This is a genomic window from Tsuneonella sediminis, from assembly GCF_051912845.1.
In the GTDB taxonomy this organism is placed as follows: domain Bacteria; phylum Pseudomonadota; class Alphaproteobacteria; order Sphingomonadales; family Sphingomonadaceae; genus Tsuneonella; species Tsuneonella sediminis.
The window spans coordinates 1,911,125-1,929,957 of sequence record NZ_JBNCBU010000001.1 but is presented as its reverse complement, the minus strand read 5'-3'; the positions used below and the strand labels follow the sequence as shown (position 1 = coordinate 1,929,957).

Below are 18,833 nucleotides of genomic sequence, written 5' to 3'. Positions count from 1 at the left end.
AGAGGACCTCGACGTGACTGACGTGACCATCAAGCGGGCGCTGCTCTCCGTGTCCGACAAGGACGGCCTCGCCGCGCTTGCCGCGACGCTTGCCGATGCCGGCGTCGAGCTCATCTCGACCGGCGGGACCGCGAAGGCGATCCGCGACCTCGGCCTCGACGTGCGCGACGTGTCGGACGTGACCGGCTTTCCCGAAATGATGGACGGGCGGGTGAAGACCTTGCACCCGATGATCCACGGCGGACTGCTGGCGGTGCGCGACAACCCCGAGCATGCCGCGTCGATGGACGCGCACGACATCAGCGCGATCGACCTCGTCGTGGTCAACCTCTACCCGTTCGAGGCCACCGTCATGCGCGGCGCCGAGCGGGACGAGGTGATCGAGAACATCGATATCGGCGGACCCAGCATGGTCCGCTCGGCGGCCAAGAACCACGAGTACGTGACGATCGTCACCGATCCCGCCGACTACGACGACCTACTTGCCGAACTGGGCGCGCACGATGGGGCGACGACCATCGAGTTCCGCAAACGGATGGCGGCCAAGGCATTTGCCGCCACCGCCGCGTACGACAGCATGATCAGCCAGTGGTTCGCGTTTGGCGACCAGCGGCAGAAGTTCCCCCCGTCGGTTTCGATGACCCGCGTCCTTGCCGGTCCCCTGCGCTATGGCGAGAACCCGCACCAGGAGGCGGCGCTGTACCTTCCCGGCGGCCCGCATACCCGGGGGCTTCCCCAGGCGAGCCAGGTCCAGGGCAAGGAACTGTCGTACAACAACTACAACGACGCCAACGCCGCGCTCGAACTGGCCGCCGAATTTCGCGGGCAGGACCCGGCGGTGGTGATCGTCAAGCACGCCAACCCGTGCGGCGTGGCGCAGGCGGCAAGCCTGCTCGAGGCGTGGCAGGGCGCGCTCGCGTGCGACGACGTCTCCGCGTTCGGCGGGATCGTCGCGACCAACGTTCCGCTCGACGGGCCGACCGCTGAGGCGATCTGCCAGATCTTCACCGAGGTCGTGGTGGCCCCCGGTGCCGACGATGCGGCGCGCGCGGCGTTTGCGAAGAAGAAGAACCTGCGCCTGCTGCTGGTCGACGAGCTTCCCGATCCGCGTCGTTCCGGACAGACGCTGGCGATCATCGCGGGCGGCATCCTGGTGCAGGACCGCGACAACGGCGCGATTACCGAGGCCGAATTGAAGGTCGTGACCAAGCGCGCGCCGACCGCGCAGGAGCTGAAGGACTGCCTGTTCGCCTGGACCGTCGCGCGCCACGTCAAGTCTAACGCCATCGTCTATGCCAAGGACGGGGTCACCGCGGGGATCGGGGCGGGTCAGATGAACCGGCGCGATTCCTCGCGCATCGCGGCGATGAAGGCGGCCGAGGCAGCGGCGAAGTTCGGCTGGCACCAGCCGCGCACCGCGGGGAGCGCGGTGGCCTCGGACGCGTTCTTCCCGTTCGCCGACGGGCTGCTCGCGGCTGCCGAGGCGGGCGCCACCGCGGTGATCCAGCCGGGCGGATCGATCCGCGACGAGGAGGTCATCCAGGCCGCCGACGAAGCGGGCCTCGCGATGGTGTTCACCGGGATGCGGCACTTCCGGCACTGAGCTTCGCGGCCGCAGGGCTTTAGCGACGCCAGGGCAATCTCGAGCCGGCGCGCAATATTGCATGAGCGCAATTGTGGCCGGGAGCTCCGGTGACGCCGCCACCGGGGTGGGTGCCGGATCCGCACAGCCACAGCCCCGGCACAGGGGTGCGATAGCTGCCCGCACCGAGTGCCGGGCGCGCCGCCCACAGCTGGTCGAGGCTCATCCGGCCGTGGAAGATGTCGCCGCGCCAGAGGCCGAACTTCGCCTCGAGCGCGCGCGGGGTGTGGACCTGTCTGTGGAGAACCTGTTCACGAAAGCCCGGCGCGTGCCGCTCGATCGTCGCCATGACCGCTTCGACCGCGGCATCCTCTTGATCCTCAGGCAAATCGGGATCGACATGCTGGCAGAACAGGCTCGCAACGTGCTGGCCGGGCGGGGCGAGGCTGTCGTCGACGAGGCTCGGGATCAGCATCTCGACGATCGGCGCCTTGCTGAACCCGAACTCGCTGGCGTCGCGCCACGCGCGGTCCATGTAGTCGAGGCTCGGCGCGATGACGATGCCTGCCTTGAGGTGTGCATCGCCCGGTGGTGCATGGCGGAAACGCGGAAGACCCGACAGCGCGACATTCATCCGCAGCGAGCCCGAGCCGCCCGCGTACATGGCCATCGCGCGCATGAAGTCTTCGGGCACCGCCTCGCGGGGAACCAGCCGGTCGAACAGCGGCTTGGGTCCCACGTTGGCGATGACGCGCCGGGCTCGTACCTCTTCTCCGCTCGCCAGCCGCAGGCCGACTGCGCTACCGCCTTCGACGAGAACACGCTCCACGGGCGCGCCGGTCACGATCTCCCCGCCCACCTCGCGCACCGCCTCGGCCATCGCCTGCGTGATCGTGCCCATCCCGCCCGGGACGTGCCCCCAGGCACCCTTCTTGCCGTTCACTTCGCCGAACACGTGGTGCAGCAGGACGTATGCGCTCCCGGGCGCATCGGGACTGGCATAGTTGCCAACGCAGGCGTCGAACCCGAAAGCGGCCTTGACCGGCTCGCTTTCGAACCACGCATCGAGCACCTCCCGAGCCGAGCGGGTGAACAGCGCGAGCACATCGCGCTTCGCTGCCAACGGCAGCTTCGCAACCTTTCGCGACTGCACGACGGTATCGAGCAGCGCCCGCGGACCCCCGGCGGCATCGGGCGGGATCCTGAGAGCGAGATCGCGGAGTACCCCCGCCACGCCCTCGAGCATCGCGTAATATCCGCGAAGCGCCGCGGCATCGGCGGGCGAGAACCGCGCGAACTCGGCCTGGGTCGCCTCGAGTCCCCCGCCGAGCACGAGGTGATCACCGTCCAGTGGCAGGTAGTTCGACACCGGGCGCTCGATCACCCGGTAGCCGCGCCGGACCAGGCCCATGTCGGCGATGACCCTGGGCTGCAGCAGGCTGACGGTGTAGCTCGCGGTCGAATTGCGGAAACCGGGCGCGAATTCCTCGGTCACCGCTGCCCCGCCGACCACATCGCGCGCTTCGTACAGCCGGACCTTCAGCCCTGCGCGGGCAAGGTAGAATGCACAGACCAGCCCATTGTGGCCCGCCCCGATGATCACCGCGTCGAGCATTTCTCTTCCGTTTCCTGAACGCCGCACAACCCGCGCATTAAGCGCGTTGCAACCCGACTTCCTCTAGCCCGGCGCGATACGCAAACGGAAGAAGACGACGCCATGGGCCTGTTCACACCCGAACTTTATCGCAACTTCGCCATCGGATTCGCGCTCGGCGCGGCGATCGTGGTATGGCAGATCGCACCGAACATGGCCGACACTCTCGTTCCCCAGGCGCACGCCGCAACCACGGATGCTTCCGCCGAATGAAGCATGCGGGGCTCTTGCTGGCGATCTGTACGCTGGCGCTGTCCGGGTGCCAGCAGCCGGCCGTAGCCGGCGAGGCAACCGTCGCTGCTCCCGCTCCCACCAGGATCGCGGCCGAGAGACCCGGCCTCAAGACGGCCATCTTCGCCGGCGGATGTTTCTGGGGCGTCGAGGCCGTGTTCAGTCACGTGAAAGGCGTAACCAGCGCGGTCAGCGGCTATCACGGCGGAACCGAGCGGTCCGCCAGATACGAGATCGTCTCGTCGGGCATTACCGAGCACGCCGAAGCCGTGAAGGTCACCTATGACCCGCGCCTCGTGCGGTACGACCAGCTCCTGCAGGTGTTTTTCTCGGTCGTGGCCGATCCCACGCTCAGGAACCGGCAGGGCCCCGACGTGGGACCGCAGTATCGCGCCGCGCTGATCCCGATGAGTGAGGAACAGCGCGCCGTGGCAAGCGCCTATCTCAGGCAGATGGCCGCGTCGGGCGCTTGGAAGAAACCCATCGTGACGGGGATCGAACGCGCGCAGGCATTCTACCCGGCGGAATCCCGTCACCAGGATTTCGCGCAGAAGAACCCGAAACATCCCTACATCGTGCGCTGGGATGCGCCCAAGGTGCGCGCGCTCAAGGCGATGTATCCGGCGCTCTACAAGGCGTCTTTCACCCCGAACTGAGGCTATCTGGCGCTACGCGGCGGCAGGCACTACATTGCCGCCATGGCGACCCTCCATCATCATCACGAGCACTCGGGGCACGACCTCGTCCATGCCGCCCAAGACGCGTTGACCCGCGCCGGCGAGCAGTGGACAGACCTGCGCGCGGACGTGTTCGGCGCGCTCGCCACTCACGCCAGCCCTGCCAGCGCCTACGACATCGCCGACGAGGTGTCCGCCAAGCGGGGCAAGCGTATCGCGCCCAATTCGATCTACCGAATCCTCGACCTGTTCGTGGCGAACAACCTGGCGATGCGGGTCGAATCGTCGAACGCCTATCTCGCCAACAGCCATCCGGGGTGCCTGCACGACTGCATCTTCCTCGTTTGCGACGAATGCGGCGAGGCGACCCACATCGACAACGATGCCGTCAGCAAGACCGTACGCGGATTGGCCGAGGCGGCCGACTTCAAGCCCGAGCGCCCGGTGATAGAGATTCGCGGGCTGTGCGCCCAATGCCGCTGACCTAGTCGAGATTCTTGGCCATGACCGCGCCGGGGACCGCCGTTCCTTCGGCGGCCATGCGCTCGACCCGCTCGACCACCTGGTAGCCGCACGCCGCGTAGAGCGGCTCGCCCGCGACCGTCGCCATCATCTCGAGCCTGCGGAAACCCGCCTGGCGCGCCGCGGTTTCGCAGGCCTCGAGGATCAACCGCCCCACGCCGCGCCGGGTAAAGGCGGGATCGGTATACATCGCGCGTACGCGCGCCGGCTCGCTGGCAGGGTCGAGCAGGCGGTCGTCGCGCGTCTCCGCGGAATGGTCGCCCCCGTAGAGCGTCGCCCGCTTGCTCCACCCGCCACAGCCGGCAAGTGCGCCGTCGATCTCGACGCAGAAATAGGTCCCGTCGGAGACGAGCTGCGTATCGAGGCCCATGCTCTTGCGACTTGCCGCGATCTGGTCGGGGCTGAGAAACGGTTTCTGCAGTTCGGCGATCGCGCGTTCCATCACCCCGGCAATCGCCGGGATGTCATGCATCGTCGCGTTGCGAATCCGCGGCTCACCCATGACTGGCGATTTGCGTTGCCGCATGCGCGTGCGTCAACGCCGAACCGGTTGCCCGCCGCCTGTTTCATCGATTGCTCATGGTTTCATCCGCAACCGTTCATCGACACGCCCGCTGCCCCGTTGTAGGGACATGGGCATGACGACCCGCCCGGAAACGCCTCTGCTCGACACCGTCGATACGCCCACCGACCTGCGCCGGCTCAGGCCCGAGCAGCTTCGCCAGCTGGCCGACGAACTGCGCGAGGAGATGATCAGCGCCGTAGGCAGCACTGGCGGCCACCTGGGATCGGGCCTCGGCGTGGTCGAGCTGACCGTGGCGATCCACTATGTCTTCGACACGCCGACCGACAAGCTGGTGTGGGACGTGGGGCACCAGGCCTACCCGCACAAGATCATAACCGGGCGCCGGGACCGCATCCGTACTTTGCGGCAGGGCGGCGGGCTCTCCGGCTTCACCAAGCGCAGCGAAAGCGAATACGACCCGTTCGGCGCGGCGCACTCGTCGACCTCGATCTCGGCGGCGCTGGGCTTCGCGATGGCGAACAAGCTGCAGGGCAGGCCGGGCCGGGGGATCGCGGTGATCGGCGACGGCGCGATGAGCGCCGGCATGGCGTACGAGGCGATGAACAATGCCGAACAGGCGGGCAACCGGCTGATCGTGATCCTGAACGATAACGACATGTCGATCGCCCCGCCGGTGGGCGGGCTGTCGGCGTACCTCGCGCGGATGGTCTCCTCGAGCGAGTATCTCGGCCTGCGCAGCCTCGCCAAGCGCATCTCCAAGAAGCTGTCGCGCAGGGTGTTCAGCGGTCTCGAGAAAGCCGAGGAATATGCCCGCGGCATGGTCACCGGCGGCACGATGTTCGAGGAGCTGGGATTCTACTATGTCGGCCCCATCGACGGTCACAACCTCGATCACCTGATCCCCGTGCTCGAGAACGTGCGCGACAGCGAGCAGGGGCCGATCCTGATCCATGTCGTGACCAAGAAGGGCAAGGGCTACGCCCCGGCCGAGAATTCCGCCGACAAGTACCATGGCGTCCAGAAGTTCGACGTGATCACCGGCGAACAGAAGAAGAGCGCAGGCGGACCGCCCGCCTACCAGAACGTGTTCGGCGACACGCTGGCGAAGCTGGCCGACAGCGACCCGCGCATCTGCGCGATCACTGCCGCCATGCCGAGCGGGACGGGAGTGGACCGCTTCGCGAAGGCGCATCCCGCCCGGGCGTTCGACGTCGGCATTGCCGAACAGCACGCCGTTACCTTTGCCGCCGGTCTCGCCGCCGAAGGCATGCGCCCGTTCGCGGCGATCTACTCGACCTTCCTCCAGCGTGCGTTCGACCAGGTGGTCCACGACGTCGCTATCCAGAACCTGCCGGTCCGCTTCGCGATCGACCGCGCCGGGCTGGTCGGCGCCGACGGCTGCACGCACGCCGGATCGTTCGACGTGACCTATCTTTCGACCCTGCCGAACATGGTCGTGATGGCCGCCGCCGACGAGGCCGAACTGGTCCACATGACCTACACCGCGGCGATGCACGACAGCGGCCCGATCGCGTTCCGCTACCCGCGCGGCGGGGGCACTGGCGTTCCCCTTCCCGAGACGCCGCAGCTGCTGGAAATCGGCAAGGGACGTATCGTGCGGGAAGGCACCAAGGTCGCGATCCTGTCGCTCGGCACCCGCCTGGCGGAAGCGGAAAAGGCAGCCGACGCGCTCGAGGCGAAGGGCCTGTCCACCACGGTCGCCGACCTGCGCTTCGCCAAGCCGCTAGACACCGCGCTCATCGACCGCCTCATGCGCGACCACGATGTCGTCGTCACGGTGGAGGAAGCCGCCATCGGCGGCCTCGGCGCGCACGTGCTCACGCATGCGAGCGACGAGGGGCTGCTTGACCCCGACGGAGCGGGGGGCGGCCTCAGGATCCGCACGATGCGCCTGCCCGACGTGTTCCAGGACCATGACGATCCCGCCAGGCAGTACGACGAGGCCGGCCTCAACGCGCCGCACATCGTCGATACCGTGCTGAAGGCGCTGCGCCACAACAGCGCGGGGACCGAAGAGCGGGCAGGGGAAGCAAGGGCCTAGACCGGCCCCTCACCCGACCCGCGCAAGCTAGCCCATCCAGCGCCAGAGGCCGGCCGGAACCCCTGCGGCATGGATGTGGGCCCAGGTCACCACGAGCCACGCCGCGATGGCGAGAGCCCACAGGCCCCATCCGGCGCGCAGCAGGTTCTGCCAGTGCGGCCAGTAGCTGGTCCGCGCCTCCCAGTCTGCCCAGGCCTCGCCCAGCAGCGCCTCTTTCTTGCGGTCCTGCATGTGCGCGCCGACGAGCGCGAGGAAGCCGATAGCCAGCGCCACGATCGTGGTTCGCCAGCTCCATGCAAGCAGAAGGTGCGCCAGCGCCCAGAGTGCGAAACCCCACATCATCGGGTGACGGGTGACCGCGAAGACCCCGGTCGGCGCCCGGTCGATGGGCTTGGCGGCGCCAGGATTGGGCAGCGCCGGATTGCTGCGCAACGAGCCGAAGAAGAGCACCAGCGCGGGGATCGTCAGCAGGCTGGCCGCGATCCACCCGGCATCGCCCACCGCGCCCGGTATGTCAGCCGCAGGCGCCGCACGGAACGCGATGACCATCCACACCAGCGCCGCCGCGGCGACAAGCGAGTAGAGACCCAGGAATGGTCCTTCACCGATCCGGCGAACGAGCGGCGCGCGCAAGGGATGCGACAACGCGAAATGCGTCCCCACGAACGTGATCGAGGCCGCAAGCAACTGGGTGAGGGCTGGATCCATCGACGAACTCCCTTGGGGACCCGGTTGACCACATTCAGTTCGTTATTGCAACTTACTTATCGCCCACAGCCAAGAGCCGGACGGTGAACAGCAGAGTCGCGCCTCCGGGAATGGGGCCCTTGCCCTTCATGCCGTAGGCGGCGGTGGCTGGCGCCGCGATCTCGATCGTGTCGCCGACCGCCATCTGGGGAATCGCCGCCTGCCAGGCCGGGATCAGCCGGCCGAGCGGGAACGTCGCGGACTCCCCGTTCTCCGAACTGTCGAACACGCCGCCGTCGACGAAACTTCCGGTGTAGTGCACGGTGACCACGTCATCGACCGTCGGCCGCGGTCCGCTGCCGGTGCCCGCCACGCGGCGCCACAGCACTCCGTCTTCGAGCGATTGCCAGCCCGGCTGCGCCGCGCGCTCGGCGAGAGCCGCCTGCTGGGCGCTGACCCACGCCATGTCCTGGCTGCGATCGGGCGGGCCGTTGCTGCCATCCTGCGCAAGCGCGGCGGCACCGGCGATGAGCGCGGCACCCAGCGCGAGCGTTGCTCCGCTATCGCCTGCAAGCCTCCACCTCACCAGTCGTACGCCTTGGGCAGGTCGCTCTCGTCGAGATCGCGATAGCGGTCGCGCAGACGCTTCTGGTGGCTCGTATGCGGCTGCTCGACGCCGTCGATGAACACGCGCTCGGCCGCGCTCGACACCTCGAGCGGATCGCCGTCCCAGATCACGACGTCTCCCGCCGCGCCGGGTCGCAACACGCCCAGTCGTCCGCCGAACCCGGAAATCTCGGCCGGAACCGACGAGATCGACGCGAAGGCTTCACCCCAGCTCAGCCCCGTGGCCCCCGGGACGCGGGTCAGCGCGACGAGGTTGCCGGCGAACTGCATGAGGTTACGCGGCTGTGCGCCGCCGGTATCGGTCACCCGACCAAGCGCCACCTTCACTCCCGCGCGGACCATCCGCCCGACGTTCGACTGCGTGGCGGCAAGCTGCTCGAAACTCGATGGCAGGTCGTCGAGCGGGTCGGCGATAACCGGGACGCCCGCGGCGGCGATGTCGCCGGCCACCCGCCATCCCTCGCTCGCTCCGACGAGGACGAGCCTGAGGCTGGGGAATTCCTGCCTGAGAGCGAGCACCGAGCGGATGTCGGACGCGCGCTCCACGATGACGTAGAGCGGCTGAGCCCCCGTAACCACCGGAACCAGCGCGCCCGCATCGAAACGGGTCAGCAGGACATCCTCGCGGTCCGCCCGGTTGTCGAGCAGACGCGTATCGATCGGGACGTCGTCGCCGGTCGATACGGTACGCCGGTCCCCTCCGCCGCGGATAAGCGCCCCCTCCTCGCCGTACTGGCGTGCTTCGCGCAAGGCGTTGCGAAGGACCGCGTGCGCGCTCGTACGGCTGCCGCCGGCAATCTGCGCGCCCTGCTCGCCCAGCGTCACCACCTGGAACGCGCGCGGACGGACGACCATCCGGGGATCGGCACCCAGGTCCACCACCGCGCCCTGGCCCGCGAAGATCGAACTTGTCGGCGAGGGAAACACGGTGGCGCGGGTCACCCCCGCCTCGCGCGAGACGGCAACGTCCTGTGCGCCCGGGTTGATCGCCGGGGCCACATCGAGCGCGGCGCCGAACGGCGAATTGCGGGCGCCGGTATCGTTGGAATCGGACACGCCCGATGCATCGACCAGGCCGAGATCGGTCATCGCGGCGAACACCCCGGGAGTCACCCACTTGCCGGTCCCGTCGACCGTTTCGATCCCCGCCGGCACGGCGACGCCCGACCCGACCGCGACGACCTTGCCTCCGCGTACGACGACCGTCGCACCGTCGACCGGCGCGCTGCCGTCGCCGGTCGCGACCGTCGCGTTCGTGATCGCGAAATCCTGCGCCGCGACGGGGGCGCACAGCGCGAAAAGTGCCAGTCCGGCAAGCAGGCGGCCCGTCATTTCACGTCTCCCTCGCCCGGCTGCCCGAGCTCGAAATCACTCACCGGGCGGCGCTTGCGGTCGGTCGCGTCGAACATCAGCGCGCCATCGATCCAGACTTTTTCGGGCCGAGAATAGACCGACAGCGGATCGCCGTTCCACAGCACGACGTCGGCCATCTTGCCCTTCTCGAGGCTGCCGGTCCAATCGGCGATCCCCATCGCGGTCGCGGGGTTCAGGGTAAGCCAGCGGATCACGGTGGCATCGTCGATGGCGATACCCGCGCGCCGGCCGGCGGCCTGCGCCTTGGCAGCTTCCTGGTTGAGGCGCTGAATGCCGTTCGCGTCGTCGGAGTGGATCACCACGCAGGCGCCGGCGTTCTGCAGGAACGCGGCGTTTTCAGGGATGCCGTCGTAGCTTTCCATCTTGAAGCCGTACCAGTCGGCCCAGATCGCGCTGCAGACGCCGTTCTGCTTCAGGAGATCGGCGATCTTGTAGCTTTCCACTGCGTGGTGGAAGGCCGCGACCTTGTAGCCCATCTCCCTCGCCATATCGAGCACGATGGCCATTTCGTCGGCACGGTAGCAGTGATTCTGGATCAGGATTTCCCCGTCGAGCACGCCCTTCAGCGTCTCCTTTGCCAGGTCGCGCTTCTTGCCGTCGTATTCCTTTGCCGCGAGCCAGGTCTGCCGGTTGACCGCGATGTTGCCCATGCGGGTCGACGGCATCCGGCCCTTCGCGCCGTAGACGCGCTTGGGATTCTCGCCGCACGCCATTTTCATGCTGTAGGGCGCCTGCGGAAACTTCATTCCCTGCATCGTGCGGGCGGGCACGTTCTTGAGCGTTACCGAGCGGCCGCCCATCAGGTTGGCGGACCCGGGCAGGATCTGCAGGCTGGTCACGCCGCCGTTCGCCAGCGCCCGGCTGAAGCCGGGGTCCTGCGGCCAGACCGAGTGTTCCGCCCACACTTCCGGCGTCGTCGGGCTGGTGGCTTCGTTACCGTCCGAGTGCGCTGCGACCGCGGGCGACGGGTAGTCGCCGAGGTGGGAGTGAATGTCGATGATACCCGGGGTCACGAACTTCCCGACACCCTCGATACGGGCATAGCCAGCCGGGATTGACAGGTCGGGACCGCCCACGCCCACGACCTTGCCGCCTTCGAACAGGACCGTGCCGTTGTCGATCCGGCCGCCCGCCCCATCGAAAACCGTCGCTCCGACGAGTGCAGTGGGAACGCCGGGGTAGGGCCGGTAGGTCGACGGGTACGGGTTCTTGTCGATCGCGGCGCTCGCGCTCTTCGGCGCGTCGTCGCGTGGCGCCGCGCACGCCGCAAGCGCCATCGCGGCGCCACCAGCGAGAAGTAGGCTTCTGATCATGGGTTGTTTATCCAGACTGGCTGCTGTCGCGCGGGCCACCGGGCCTTATGACCGGGGCGACCCGCGCGAAACTCGAACGTATCCTAGCGGGACCGGGTGGTCGGGTGCATGCCCGCGCCCTGCGGCTCGCCCGGACCCTCGGCCTGCCCCTCGAGGTCGTCGCCGACGTTGTCGTCGCGCAGCGTGTCGAGGTGCATCAGCTTCTTGATCAGCGGGCTGATCACCAGCACCCCGACGCCCACGCCGACCGCGACCCAGCCGACCGTGGAATAGACGTCGAGCACGACCTGCTTGCCCGCCTCCTCGCCGACGCCTTCGGCGCCGGTGGCCGATGCGATGAGGCCGGCGGCGAAGTTGCCGGTCGCCGATGCGAAGAACCACACGCCCATGATCAGCGAGGCCATGTGCGCCGGGGCCAGTCGGTTCATCGCCGAAAGGCCGACCGGGCTGAGGCACAGCTCGCCGGTGGTGTGGAGCAGGTAGATCAGGAAGATGAAGATCACCGGCGTCGGCACGTCGATCCCGACCGAGGCCGCGCCCCAGACGAGCACGAGGAATCCGAGCCCGACCTGGACCACCCCGAGCCCGAACTTGAACGGCGTTGACGGCTCGAGTCCCTTGCGCCCCAGAACGGTCCACAAGGTGGCGAACACCGGCGCGAGGAGGATGATGTAGATCGCGTTGATCGACTGGAACACCGACGCGGGCACCCCGCCCCGGTCGACGTGGCGATCGGTGAAGAGGTTGAGGCTCGATCCGGCCTGCTCGAACAGCGCCCAGAAGATGATCGAGGTGATGATGAGGAACAGCGCCGCGAAGATACGGTCACGCTCATCGGGATGCAGTTTCGTGACCGCCGTGCCGATCACGTAGAGGACGAGGATGCCGCCGAAGATGCCGAGCAACCAGCCGACCACGGCCTGGTTCTGCACGAGAACCCAGCAGATCGCGACGAGCACGAGCCCGACGCCATACATCGAGAATTCGCGCCCCCTGGCGAGCGGAACCGGCGGTTCGCCGCGGCCGAGCAGCAGGCCCTTGCCGGCGACGAATACTGCCAGGCCGGCAAGCATCCCGATGCCCGCGAGGCCGAAGCCATAGGCCCAGCCATAGGTTTCGCCGATGTAGCCACAGAGCAGCGAGCCGAGCGCCGCGCCGAGGTTAATCCCCATGTAGAAGATCGTGTAGGCGCCGTCGCGGCGCACGTCCGTGCGCGGGTAGAGCTGGCCGACGATCACCGAGATGTTCGCCTTGAGGAAGCCGGAACCGACGATGATCAGTGCCAGCGCCAGCCAGAACACGTTGATTATCGGGTTGTCGGCATGGCCGGCCGCGGCCTCGCCCTCGAACGCCATGAAGAAGTGACCGAAGGTCAACAGCACGGCACCGAACAGCACTGCCTTTCGCTGGCCGAGATACTTGTCGGCGAGGTATCCGCCGACCACGGGGGTGATGTAGACCAGCGCGGTGTAGGCGCCGTATATGATCCCCGCCTCGCTGTCCGAATACAGCCAGTGCTTGGTCAGGTAGAAGATCAGCAGCGCCCGCATGCCGTAGTAGGAGAAGCGCTCCCACATTTCGGCGAAGAAGAGCATGAACAGGCCCTTCGGGTGCCCCAGGAACGTGCCGGCGCTGTCGCCGTGCGGAAGCTGTCGTGACGCCATGCGTGCGAAACCCTCTAGTTCTCGTCGCGGCCCTCCCCGAGCCGGAATCGCGCGCACCCTAGCGTCAAGTTTCTGCATGTGAAGAGCTAGTTTCACCCGCAACTTGCCCGCCAGCACGGACCCGCCCGCTTGACGCGCACCGCTGTATTATGGCACTGATGCACCGCGGCGTACGGGTTCGGCAGACGCGGGCCGTCGCCCGATCGCGAAAGAGGACAGCGCATGATGCAGCAGAGCCAGCCCGTGTACCTGCGGCTGCGCGACCTGATCGCGGCCGCGATCATCGAAGGCCGATACCGGGAAGGCGAGATGCTGCCCTCGGTACGCGCCTTCGCCGCCGATCAGAGCGCGAACCCGCTAACGGTCGCGAAGGCCTACCAGCTGTTCCAGAGCGAGGGCCTCGTCGAGGTCCAGCGGGGAGTCGGCATGTACGTCGCGCAGGGCGCGGCCGAGCGGTTGCGCCGAGCCGAACGCAAGCGGTTCATCGACGAGGACTGGCCCGAGATCGCCGCGCGCATCGAGCGGCTGGGCATCGATCCGGCCGAACTTCTCGAACGGGCCTGAAACCATTGCTCTGAAAGCAAGATTGCACTTGCCCGCACTGTCTGGCACTCTTCCCGGAACAGGGCGAGCTGGTCGCGCTCGGCCATAACAATGGTCGCGATCGGAGGGTGGACACGTGATAAGATCTGAACTCTTGCAGGCTATCGCCCGGGAGAACCCCGAGCTGCGGACCGAAGAGGTGGAGCAGGTCGTCGACATCTTTTTCGACGAGATCGGCAAGCGCCTCGCGGAAGGCGGACGGGTCGAGTTGCGCGGCTTTGGGGCGTTTTCGACCCGCGATCGCAGCGCCCGCAAGGGCCGCAACCCCCGCACAGGCGAAGCGGTCGACGTGCCCGCCAAGAAGGTCCCCTACTTCAAGCCCGGCAAGGAAATGCGCCGCGTCCTCAACGAGGACTGAAGCCGCAGGCCGGAACCGGAAAATTGCCGCCGCACGTGCGCCGCGCTAGGGCCACCGGGCGAGCGGGTGTGGCGGAACGGTAGACGCCGGGGACTTAAAATCCCCTGACCTCTGGTCGTGTGGGTTCGAGTCCCACCACCCGCACCAGGAGCACCGACCCGCCCGAAAGGGGCCTTTGTCCGGGGCGGGTTAACCTTGCACCATAATACCGTAATTACCCCTACGCTCTAGGAAGGGGTGCCGAGACCGTTTTCTGTCAAAAAAGCGCTCCGCGGCGTGAATGCCGCTGCAATCAGGGTACGCGAATGGAGCAAGGACGTATCGAATTGCCGACCGCACCCGCGGGGGAGCCATGCGAGGATCGCGCGGCGCCCCGCTTCACGCTGCTTATCCGCGCCGCGAAGCTGATCGCACCGTCGGGCGAATTCATCGCGGTGATCCGCGACGTCTCGGAGAGCGGGATCTCCTTGCGCGGCTTTCATCCCCTGCCCGGCGGGGCGCTCGTGCTCGAGCTTCAGACCGGTGAGCAACACCGGCTCGAGCCGATCTGGGACCGTGGCAACGAGGCCGGATACCGGTTCCGCGACCAGGTCGACATCGTCCGCCTGATCGCCGAGGCGGGACGCTATCCCAAGCGCCAGTTGCGCCTCAACATTACCTTCCCGGTCGAGCTCGCCTTTCTCGGGCGGCGCGTTGCGGCCGAGGTCGTCAACATCTCGCAGCAGGGAGCGCGCATAGAATGCGGCGATCTTCTCGCGATCGACCAGCCGCTGCGGATCCTGTCCGGCATCCTGCCCGAGGTCCGCGCCCGGGTGCGCTGGCGAAAGAGCAACGTCCACGGTCTCGTGTTCGACGATACCTTCAGCCTGAGCCAGCTCGCGGTATTCGCGGCCAGAGCGCAGGATCCCCGGTTGATCGAGATGCCGCGCTGCGCGGCGACCCTCCGCCGCTAGGCGTCGCAGGGCGCGTTTACCGACCGGTAACCAATTTCCTTCACTCCCCGGTCAATCGAAGTGGGGGGCTGGAATGACGAATACGCCGAACGAGTTGACTGTCGATGTCGCGATCGTCGGTGCCGGGCCGGCCGGCCTGACCGCGGGGTACCTGCTGACCAGGGCAGGCAAGAGCGTCGCTATCATCGAACGGGACGAAACCTACGTGGGCGGCATCAGCCGCACCGTGGAGCACGGCGGCTATCGCTTCGACATCGGCGGGCACAGGTTCTTCTCGAAATCGCAGGCCGTGGTGGACCTGTGGGACGAGCTCCTGCCCGACGACTTCATCCAGCGCCCGCGGATGAGCCGCATCTACTACGAGGGCAAGTTCTACAGCTATCCGCTACGGGCATTCGAGGCGCTGTGGAACCTCGGGATTCTGCGCTCGGTCGCCTGCATGGCGAGCTACGCGTGGTCGAAGGTCTTCCCGATCCGCGAGGTCAGAAGTTTCGAGGACTGGACCAGCAACCAGTTCGGCAGGCGCCTCTATTCGATCTTCTTCAAAACCTACACCGAGAAGGTGTGGGGGATGCCGTGCGACGAGATGAGCGCCGACTGGGCGGCCCAGCGCATCAAGGGCCTTTCGCTCTGGGGCGCGGTGACCGACGGATTGAAGCGCAGCCTCGGCCTCAACAAGCGCCCGAATGACGGGCAGGCGGTAAAGACCCTGCTCGAGACCTTCCGCTACCCGCGCCAGGGTCCGGGCATGATGTGGGACGCGGCGCGCGACAAGATCGAGGCGACAGGCCGCGGCACCGTGATCATGGGCCATGCCCTCGAACAGCTCGCGGCCGACGGACACGGCGGCTGGCGCATGAGCGCGGTCGCGAAGGATGGCCGCAAGGTGGTAGTCAAGGCCGCCAGCGCGATCAGCAGCGCACCGATGCGCGAACTCGCCGCGCGTCTCCACCCACTGCCGGACACCACTCTCAACGCCTCGAACCTCAAGTACCGCGATTTCCTGACCGTGGCGCTGATGGTGGAGGGCGAGGACCTGTTCCCCGACAACTGGATCTACATCCACGACAGCAAGGTGAAGGTCGGCCGCGTGCAGAATTTCCGCTCGTGGAGCCCGGAAATGGTGCCGGATGAGAACATGGCCTGCGTTGGCCTCGAATATTTCTGCTTCGAAGGCGACGGACTGTGGTCGATGGCGGATGCGGACCTCGTCGCGCTGGCGACGAGAGAGATGGAAATTCTCGGCCTGCTCGATCCGAGCAAGGTCAAGGGCGGCGCAGTCGTGCGGCAGGAAAAGGCCTATCCGGTCTACGACGAGACCTACGCAGCCAACGTCGCAGCGATGCGCTTCGAGCTCGAAGAAAAACACCCCACGCTCCACCTGGTCGGCCGCAACGGAATGCACCGCTACAACAACCAGGATCACGCGATGATGACAGCGATGTTGACGGTGGAGAACATCCTCGCCGGGACGCGGGTCTACGACACCTGGTGCGTGAACGAGGATGCCGAGTACCACGAGGCGGGCGACGAGGGGGCGGAGAAGGCCCTCCCCCAGCGCGAGATCACCGACGACCAGGCCGCCGCGCTCGCCTCGGTCCGCGAGGTGCCGACCCGGATCGCCGACGGACGCAAGGTGGCCTGACCGTCCGGTCGCGCGGGGAGCGCATGCTGTGGATTGTCCAATCCTTAACCAAACCGGCCGACAATCGGCGCCGGCCCGCGCAGTCGCGCGCGCGCGGCCGGTTGCGGGAGCGGACCAGATGATCGCCAGACTCGTCAGCATCGTCGACCGGCGGCTCGTCCGCTACGGACTGGCGAGCGTGGGCGCGCTGGCAGTCGACATCGGCTGCTTTCTCGCGCTGCTGGCCCTCGCGGTGCCCGCAGCCATCGCCTCGGCGGTCGGCTACGCGCTCGGCATCGCGGCGCACTGGCTGCTGTCCAGCCGCACTGTCTTCACCGACAGCGTCGCCGAGCGGGGCCGGGGAAGGACCAGGCAGAAGGCCCTCTTCGTCGGCTCGGCGCTGATCGGCCTCGCGTTGACGACTTCCATCGTCGGGGTCGGCGATGTCGCCGGTCTCGACCCCCGCCTTGCCAAGCTGATCGCGATAGCGGCGAGCTTCACGGCGACCTGGATGCTGCGCAACCGGATCGTGTTCCGCCGCGACGGAGCGGCGGCGTGACGCTGTTCGTCGAAAGGCGGCGGCCGGCGTTCACGCCGGATCTGTTCGTACGCGTCGCGCTTGCCTGGCTGGTGATCTCGGCCTTGCTGATCGCCACGAACCTGTCTGCTATCCTCGCCTACCAGTTCCCGGATCCCGACGACACCTTGCGCCTCCTGCAGGTGCGCGACCTCATCGCGGGGCAAGCCTGGTTCGACGTGACGCAGCACCGGATCGACGCGGTCAACGGGGGCGTACCGATGCACTGGTCGCGCCTCGTCGATCTGCCCATTGCGGCGGTCGTGCTGGCGCTGCGCTGGCTCATCGGTCAGAGCGCTGCCGAAACCGCCGCGCTGATTATCGTGCCGCTTGCGACAATGGCCGTCGCGTTGCTCCTCGCGGGCCGGATCGCCTGGCGCCTGCTTGGCGAGGAAGCGGCGGGGTTTGCCTGCCTCGCGATGGCGCTTTCGGTGCCGGTGATCGAGCAGATGCGGCCGATGCGGATCGATCACCACGGATGGCAGATCGTCTGCGCCCTGGCGGTGATGAATGCGTTGATGGCGCGTCGCCCGTACGTGGGCGGATGGATCGCCGGGCTGGCGATGGCAACCTGGCTTTCGATCTCGATCGAGGGCTTGCCGCTCGCCGCTGCGATCTGCGGGGTCACGGCTCTGCGCTGGCTGCGCGATCGCCATGACAGGGACTGGTTCGTGGGCACGATGCAGGGCCTGGCGATCGGGTCGCTGGCGCTCTTCGCGGCGACGCGCGGGTTCGCCGATCTCGCCCAGCATTGCGACGCCATCAGCCCCGCGCATCTCGGCGCTTTTTCCCTCGGCGCGCTTGCGGCGACCGGCCTGGCACGCCTCGAGCCTTTGCCGCGCTTTGCGCAGGTGACCGGGTTTGCTCTGATCGCGGCGCTCGGCGCTGCGACGCTCGCTTCCTTTGCCCCCGGCTGCACGACCGGAGCCTTCTCTCAGCTCGACCCGCTGGTCGACGCCTTCTGGTATCGCGCTGTCGGCGAGGGCCTGCCGGTCTGGCGGCAGCCTGCAAACGACATTCTGCAGGTGGTCATACCGCCCCTGATCGCCCTTGCCGCCTGCATCCGGCTCGCCGGTCGCAGCTCGGGCTGGCTGCGGCGCTGGTGGCAGGACTACGCGCTGGTCCTGGGCGCTGCCTTTCTCGTCTCGGTCTTCGTGGTCCGTGCAGGCGCGGTCGCGGGAGCGCTGGCAGCCGCTCCCCTGGGCTGGCTGGTGCGTGAATGGCTGCGCTCGGCGCGAAACCTGCGCAAACCGGGACGACGGGTGCTGATGATGGCCGCGCTGGCGCTCGCGCTTCTGCCGGCCATGCCGCTGACTCTGTTTGCCATCGCCCTCCCGGCTCGCGCGGCGAGCGGCGAGATCGGACCGCGGGTTTCCGAGTGCCGGATCGACCGAGGCGCGACGGTCTTTCGCCATCTTCCGACCGGCGAGATCCTCGCCCCGATCGACGTCGGTCCGCAACTCCTGTTTGCGACCGATCGAACGGTCGTCGCCACCGGCCACCATCGGGGTGCTGCGGCCATGCGAACGACGATCGCCACGTTCATCGGCCCGGCGGACGCGGCGCACGCCACGCTGGCCGCGCGGGGCACCCGCTACGTGGCAATCTGCCCTGACCTGAGCGAACCCGCGACTTATTCCGCCGCCGCGCCGCACGGATTCATGGCCGAGCTGCTCGGGGGGAGTTCGCCCGCCTGGCTCGAACCGGTCGCCACTCCCGGGGACAGCGGCTTGCTGGTCTGGCGCGTCCGGGACTGATCCGCCACCGCTGGACGCTCGTCGGCCCCGACAGACCGCCCG

At 67.7% G+C, this 18,833-nt stretch carries 18 protein-coding genes and 1 tRNA gene; 12 read left to right on the top strand and 7 right to left on the bottom strand.

Features of this window, described 5'->3' with window-relative positions; translation table 11 throughout:
* Positions 1-13: 13 nt before the first annotated feature.
* Entirely contained in the window at positions 14-1,603 is a 1,590-nt protein-coding gene (purH, locus tag ACPV3N_RS09770) for a bifunctional phosphoribosylaminoimidazolecarboxamide formyltransferase/IMP cyclohydrolase (protein WP_440117517.1), read from the top strand.
* Between the two features lie 19 nt (positions 1,604-1,622).
* Here purH and ACPV3N_RS09765 read toward each other — a convergent pair whose 3' ends face one another.
* On the bottom strand, positions 1,623-3,197 hold the full coding sequence (locus ACPV3N_RS09765; protein WP_440117073.1) for a phytoene desaturase family protein: 1,575 nt from the start codon (positions 3,195-3,197) through the stop codon (positions 1,623-1,625).
* Between the two features lie 102 nt (positions 3,198-3,299).
* Between ACPV3N_RS09765 and ACPV3N_RS09760 the strand changes: the two genes are divergently transcribed.
* The 3 genes from ACPV3N_RS09760 to ACPV3N_RS09750 are packed head-to-tail and all read left to right on the top strand — an operon-like array spanning position 3,300 to position 4,627.
* Positions 3,300-3,449, top strand: a complete 150-nt coding sequence (locus ACPV3N_RS09760; protein ID WP_440117071.1) for a hypothetical protein — start codon at positions 3,300-3,302, stop codon at positions 3,447-3,449.
* Positions 3,446-4,123, top strand: coding sequence for a peptide-methionine (S)-S-oxide reductase MsrA (gene msrA, locus ACPV3N_RS09755; protein ID WP_440117069.1), 678 nt, complete (start codon positions 3,446-3,448; stop codon positions 4,121-4,123). Before ACPV3N_RS09760 ends, msrA begins: the two co-directional genes overlap by 4 nt.
* 42 nt (positions 4,124-4,165) lie before the next feature.
* A complete protein-coding gene (locus tag ACPV3N_RS09750) occupies positions 4,166-4,627 on the top strand; it encodes a Fur family transcriptional regulator (RefSeq protein WP_440117067.1) in 462 nt (153 codons plus the stop codon).
* A gap of 1 nt (position 4,628) precedes the next feature.
* On the opposite strand, the gene ACPV3N_RS09745 is transcribed toward ACPV3N_RS09750, so the two are convergent.
* Positions 4,629-5,168: a GNAT family N-acetyltransferase gene (locus ACPV3N_RS09745; RefSeq protein WP_440117065.1), complete on the bottom strand. Its 540-nt coding sequence runs from the start codon at positions 5,166-5,168 to the stop codon at positions 4,629-4,631.
* A gap of 136 nt (positions 5,169-5,304) precedes the next feature.
* Between ACPV3N_RS09745 and dxs the strand changes: the two genes are divergently transcribed.
* On the top strand, positions 5,305-7,254 hold the full coding sequence (gene dxs, locus ACPV3N_RS09740; RefSeq protein ID WP_440117063.1) for a 1-deoxy-D-xylulose-5-phosphate synthase: 1,950 nt from the start codon (positions 5,305-5,307) through the stop codon (positions 7,252-7,254).
* A gap of 27 nt (positions 7,255-7,281) precedes the next feature.
* Here the strand turns inward: dxs and ACPV3N_RS09735 are convergent, their stop codons facing one another.
* The 5 genes from ACPV3N_RS09735 to ACPV3N_RS09715 form a co-directional block, all read right to left on the bottom strand.
* Positions 7,282-7,962, bottom strand: coding sequence for an NnrU family protein (locus ACPV3N_RS09735; protein WP_440117061.1), 681 nt, complete (start codon positions 7,960-7,962; stop codon positions 7,282-7,284).
* A gap of 52 nt (positions 7,963-8,014) precedes the next feature.
* On the bottom strand, positions 8,015-8,527 hold the full coding sequence (locus ACPV3N_RS09730) for an FKBP-type peptidyl-prolyl cis-trans isomerase (protein ID WP_440117059.1): 513 nt from the start codon (positions 8,525-8,527) through the stop codon (positions 8,015-8,017).
* Positions 8,524-9,900 (bottom strand): amidohydrolase family protein, encoded by a 1,377-nt coding sequence (locus ACPV3N_RS09725; protein WP_440117057.1) that lies wholly within the window; start codon positions 9,898-9,900, stop codon positions 8,524-8,526. The genes ACPV3N_RS09730 and ACPV3N_RS09725 overlap by 4 nt, the downstream gene beginning before the upstream one ends.
* The gene (locus tag ACPV3N_RS09720; RefSeq protein WP_440117055.1) at positions 9,897-11,255 is read right to left on the bottom strand and encodes an amidohydrolase; all 1,359 of its coding nucleotides are present in this window, start codon (positions 11,253-11,255) and stop codon (positions 9,897-9,899) included. Before ACPV3N_RS09720 ends, ACPV3N_RS09725 begins: the two co-directional genes overlap by 4 nt.
* An 83-nt stretch (positions 11,256-11,338) precedes the next feature.
* Positions 11,339-12,919: a peptide MFS transporter gene (locus tag ACPV3N_RS09715; protein WP_440117053.1), complete on the bottom strand. Its 1,581-nt coding sequence runs from the start codon at positions 12,917-12,919 to the stop codon at positions 11,339-11,341.
* Between the two features lie 222 nt (positions 12,920-13,141).
* Here ACPV3N_RS09715 and ACPV3N_RS09710 point away from each other — a divergent pair, with 222 nt between their 5' ends.
* The 7 genes from ACPV3N_RS09710 to ACPV3N_RS09680 all read left to right on the top strand — a co-directional run bounded on the left by ACPV3N_RS09710 (position 13,142) and on the right by ACPV3N_RS09680 (position 18,791).
* Complete coding sequence (locus tag ACPV3N_RS09710; RefSeq protein ID WP_440117051.1) at positions 13,142-13,483, top strand: GntR family transcriptional regulator; 342 nt, start codon at positions 13,142-13,144, stop codon at positions 13,481-13,483.
* Between the two features lie 115 nt (positions 13,484-13,598).
* Positions 13,599-13,880: an integration host factor subunit beta gene (locus ACPV3N_RS09705; protein WP_440117049.1), complete on the top strand. Its 282-nt coding sequence runs from the start codon at positions 13,599-13,601 to the stop codon at positions 13,878-13,880.
* A 62-nt stretch (positions 13,881-13,942) separates the two neighbouring features.
* Positions 13,943-14,027: transfer RNA gene (locus ACPV3N_RS09700), tRNA-Leu, on the top strand.
* 179 nt (positions 14,028-14,206) lie between these two features.
* Positions 14,207-14,833, top strand: coding sequence for a PilZ domain-containing protein (locus ACPV3N_RS09695; protein WP_440117047.1), 627 nt, complete (start codon positions 14,207-14,209; stop codon positions 14,831-14,833).
* Positions 14,834-14,906: 73 nt separating this feature from the next.
* Entirely contained in the window at positions 14,907-16,478 is a 1,572-nt protein-coding gene (locus tag ACPV3N_RS09690; protein ID WP_440117045.1) for an NAD(P)/FAD-dependent oxidoreductase, read from the top strand.
* A gap of 118 nt (positions 16,479-16,596) precedes the next feature.
* Positions 16,597-17,016 carry a GtrA family protein gene (locus ACPV3N_RS09685; RefSeq protein WP_440117043.1) on the top strand — a complete coding sequence of 140 codons (420 nt, stop codon included), beginning with the start codon at positions 16,597-16,599 and terminating at the stop codon, positions 17,014-17,016.
* On the top strand, positions 17,013-18,791 hold the full coding sequence (locus ACPV3N_RS09680; RefSeq protein ID WP_440117041.1) for a hypothetical protein: 1,779 nt from the start codon (positions 17,013-17,015) through the stop codon (positions 18,789-18,791). Before ACPV3N_RS09685 ends, ACPV3N_RS09680 begins: the two co-directional genes overlap by 4 nt.
* The last annotated feature ends 42 nt before the right edge of the window (positions 18,792-18,833 follow it).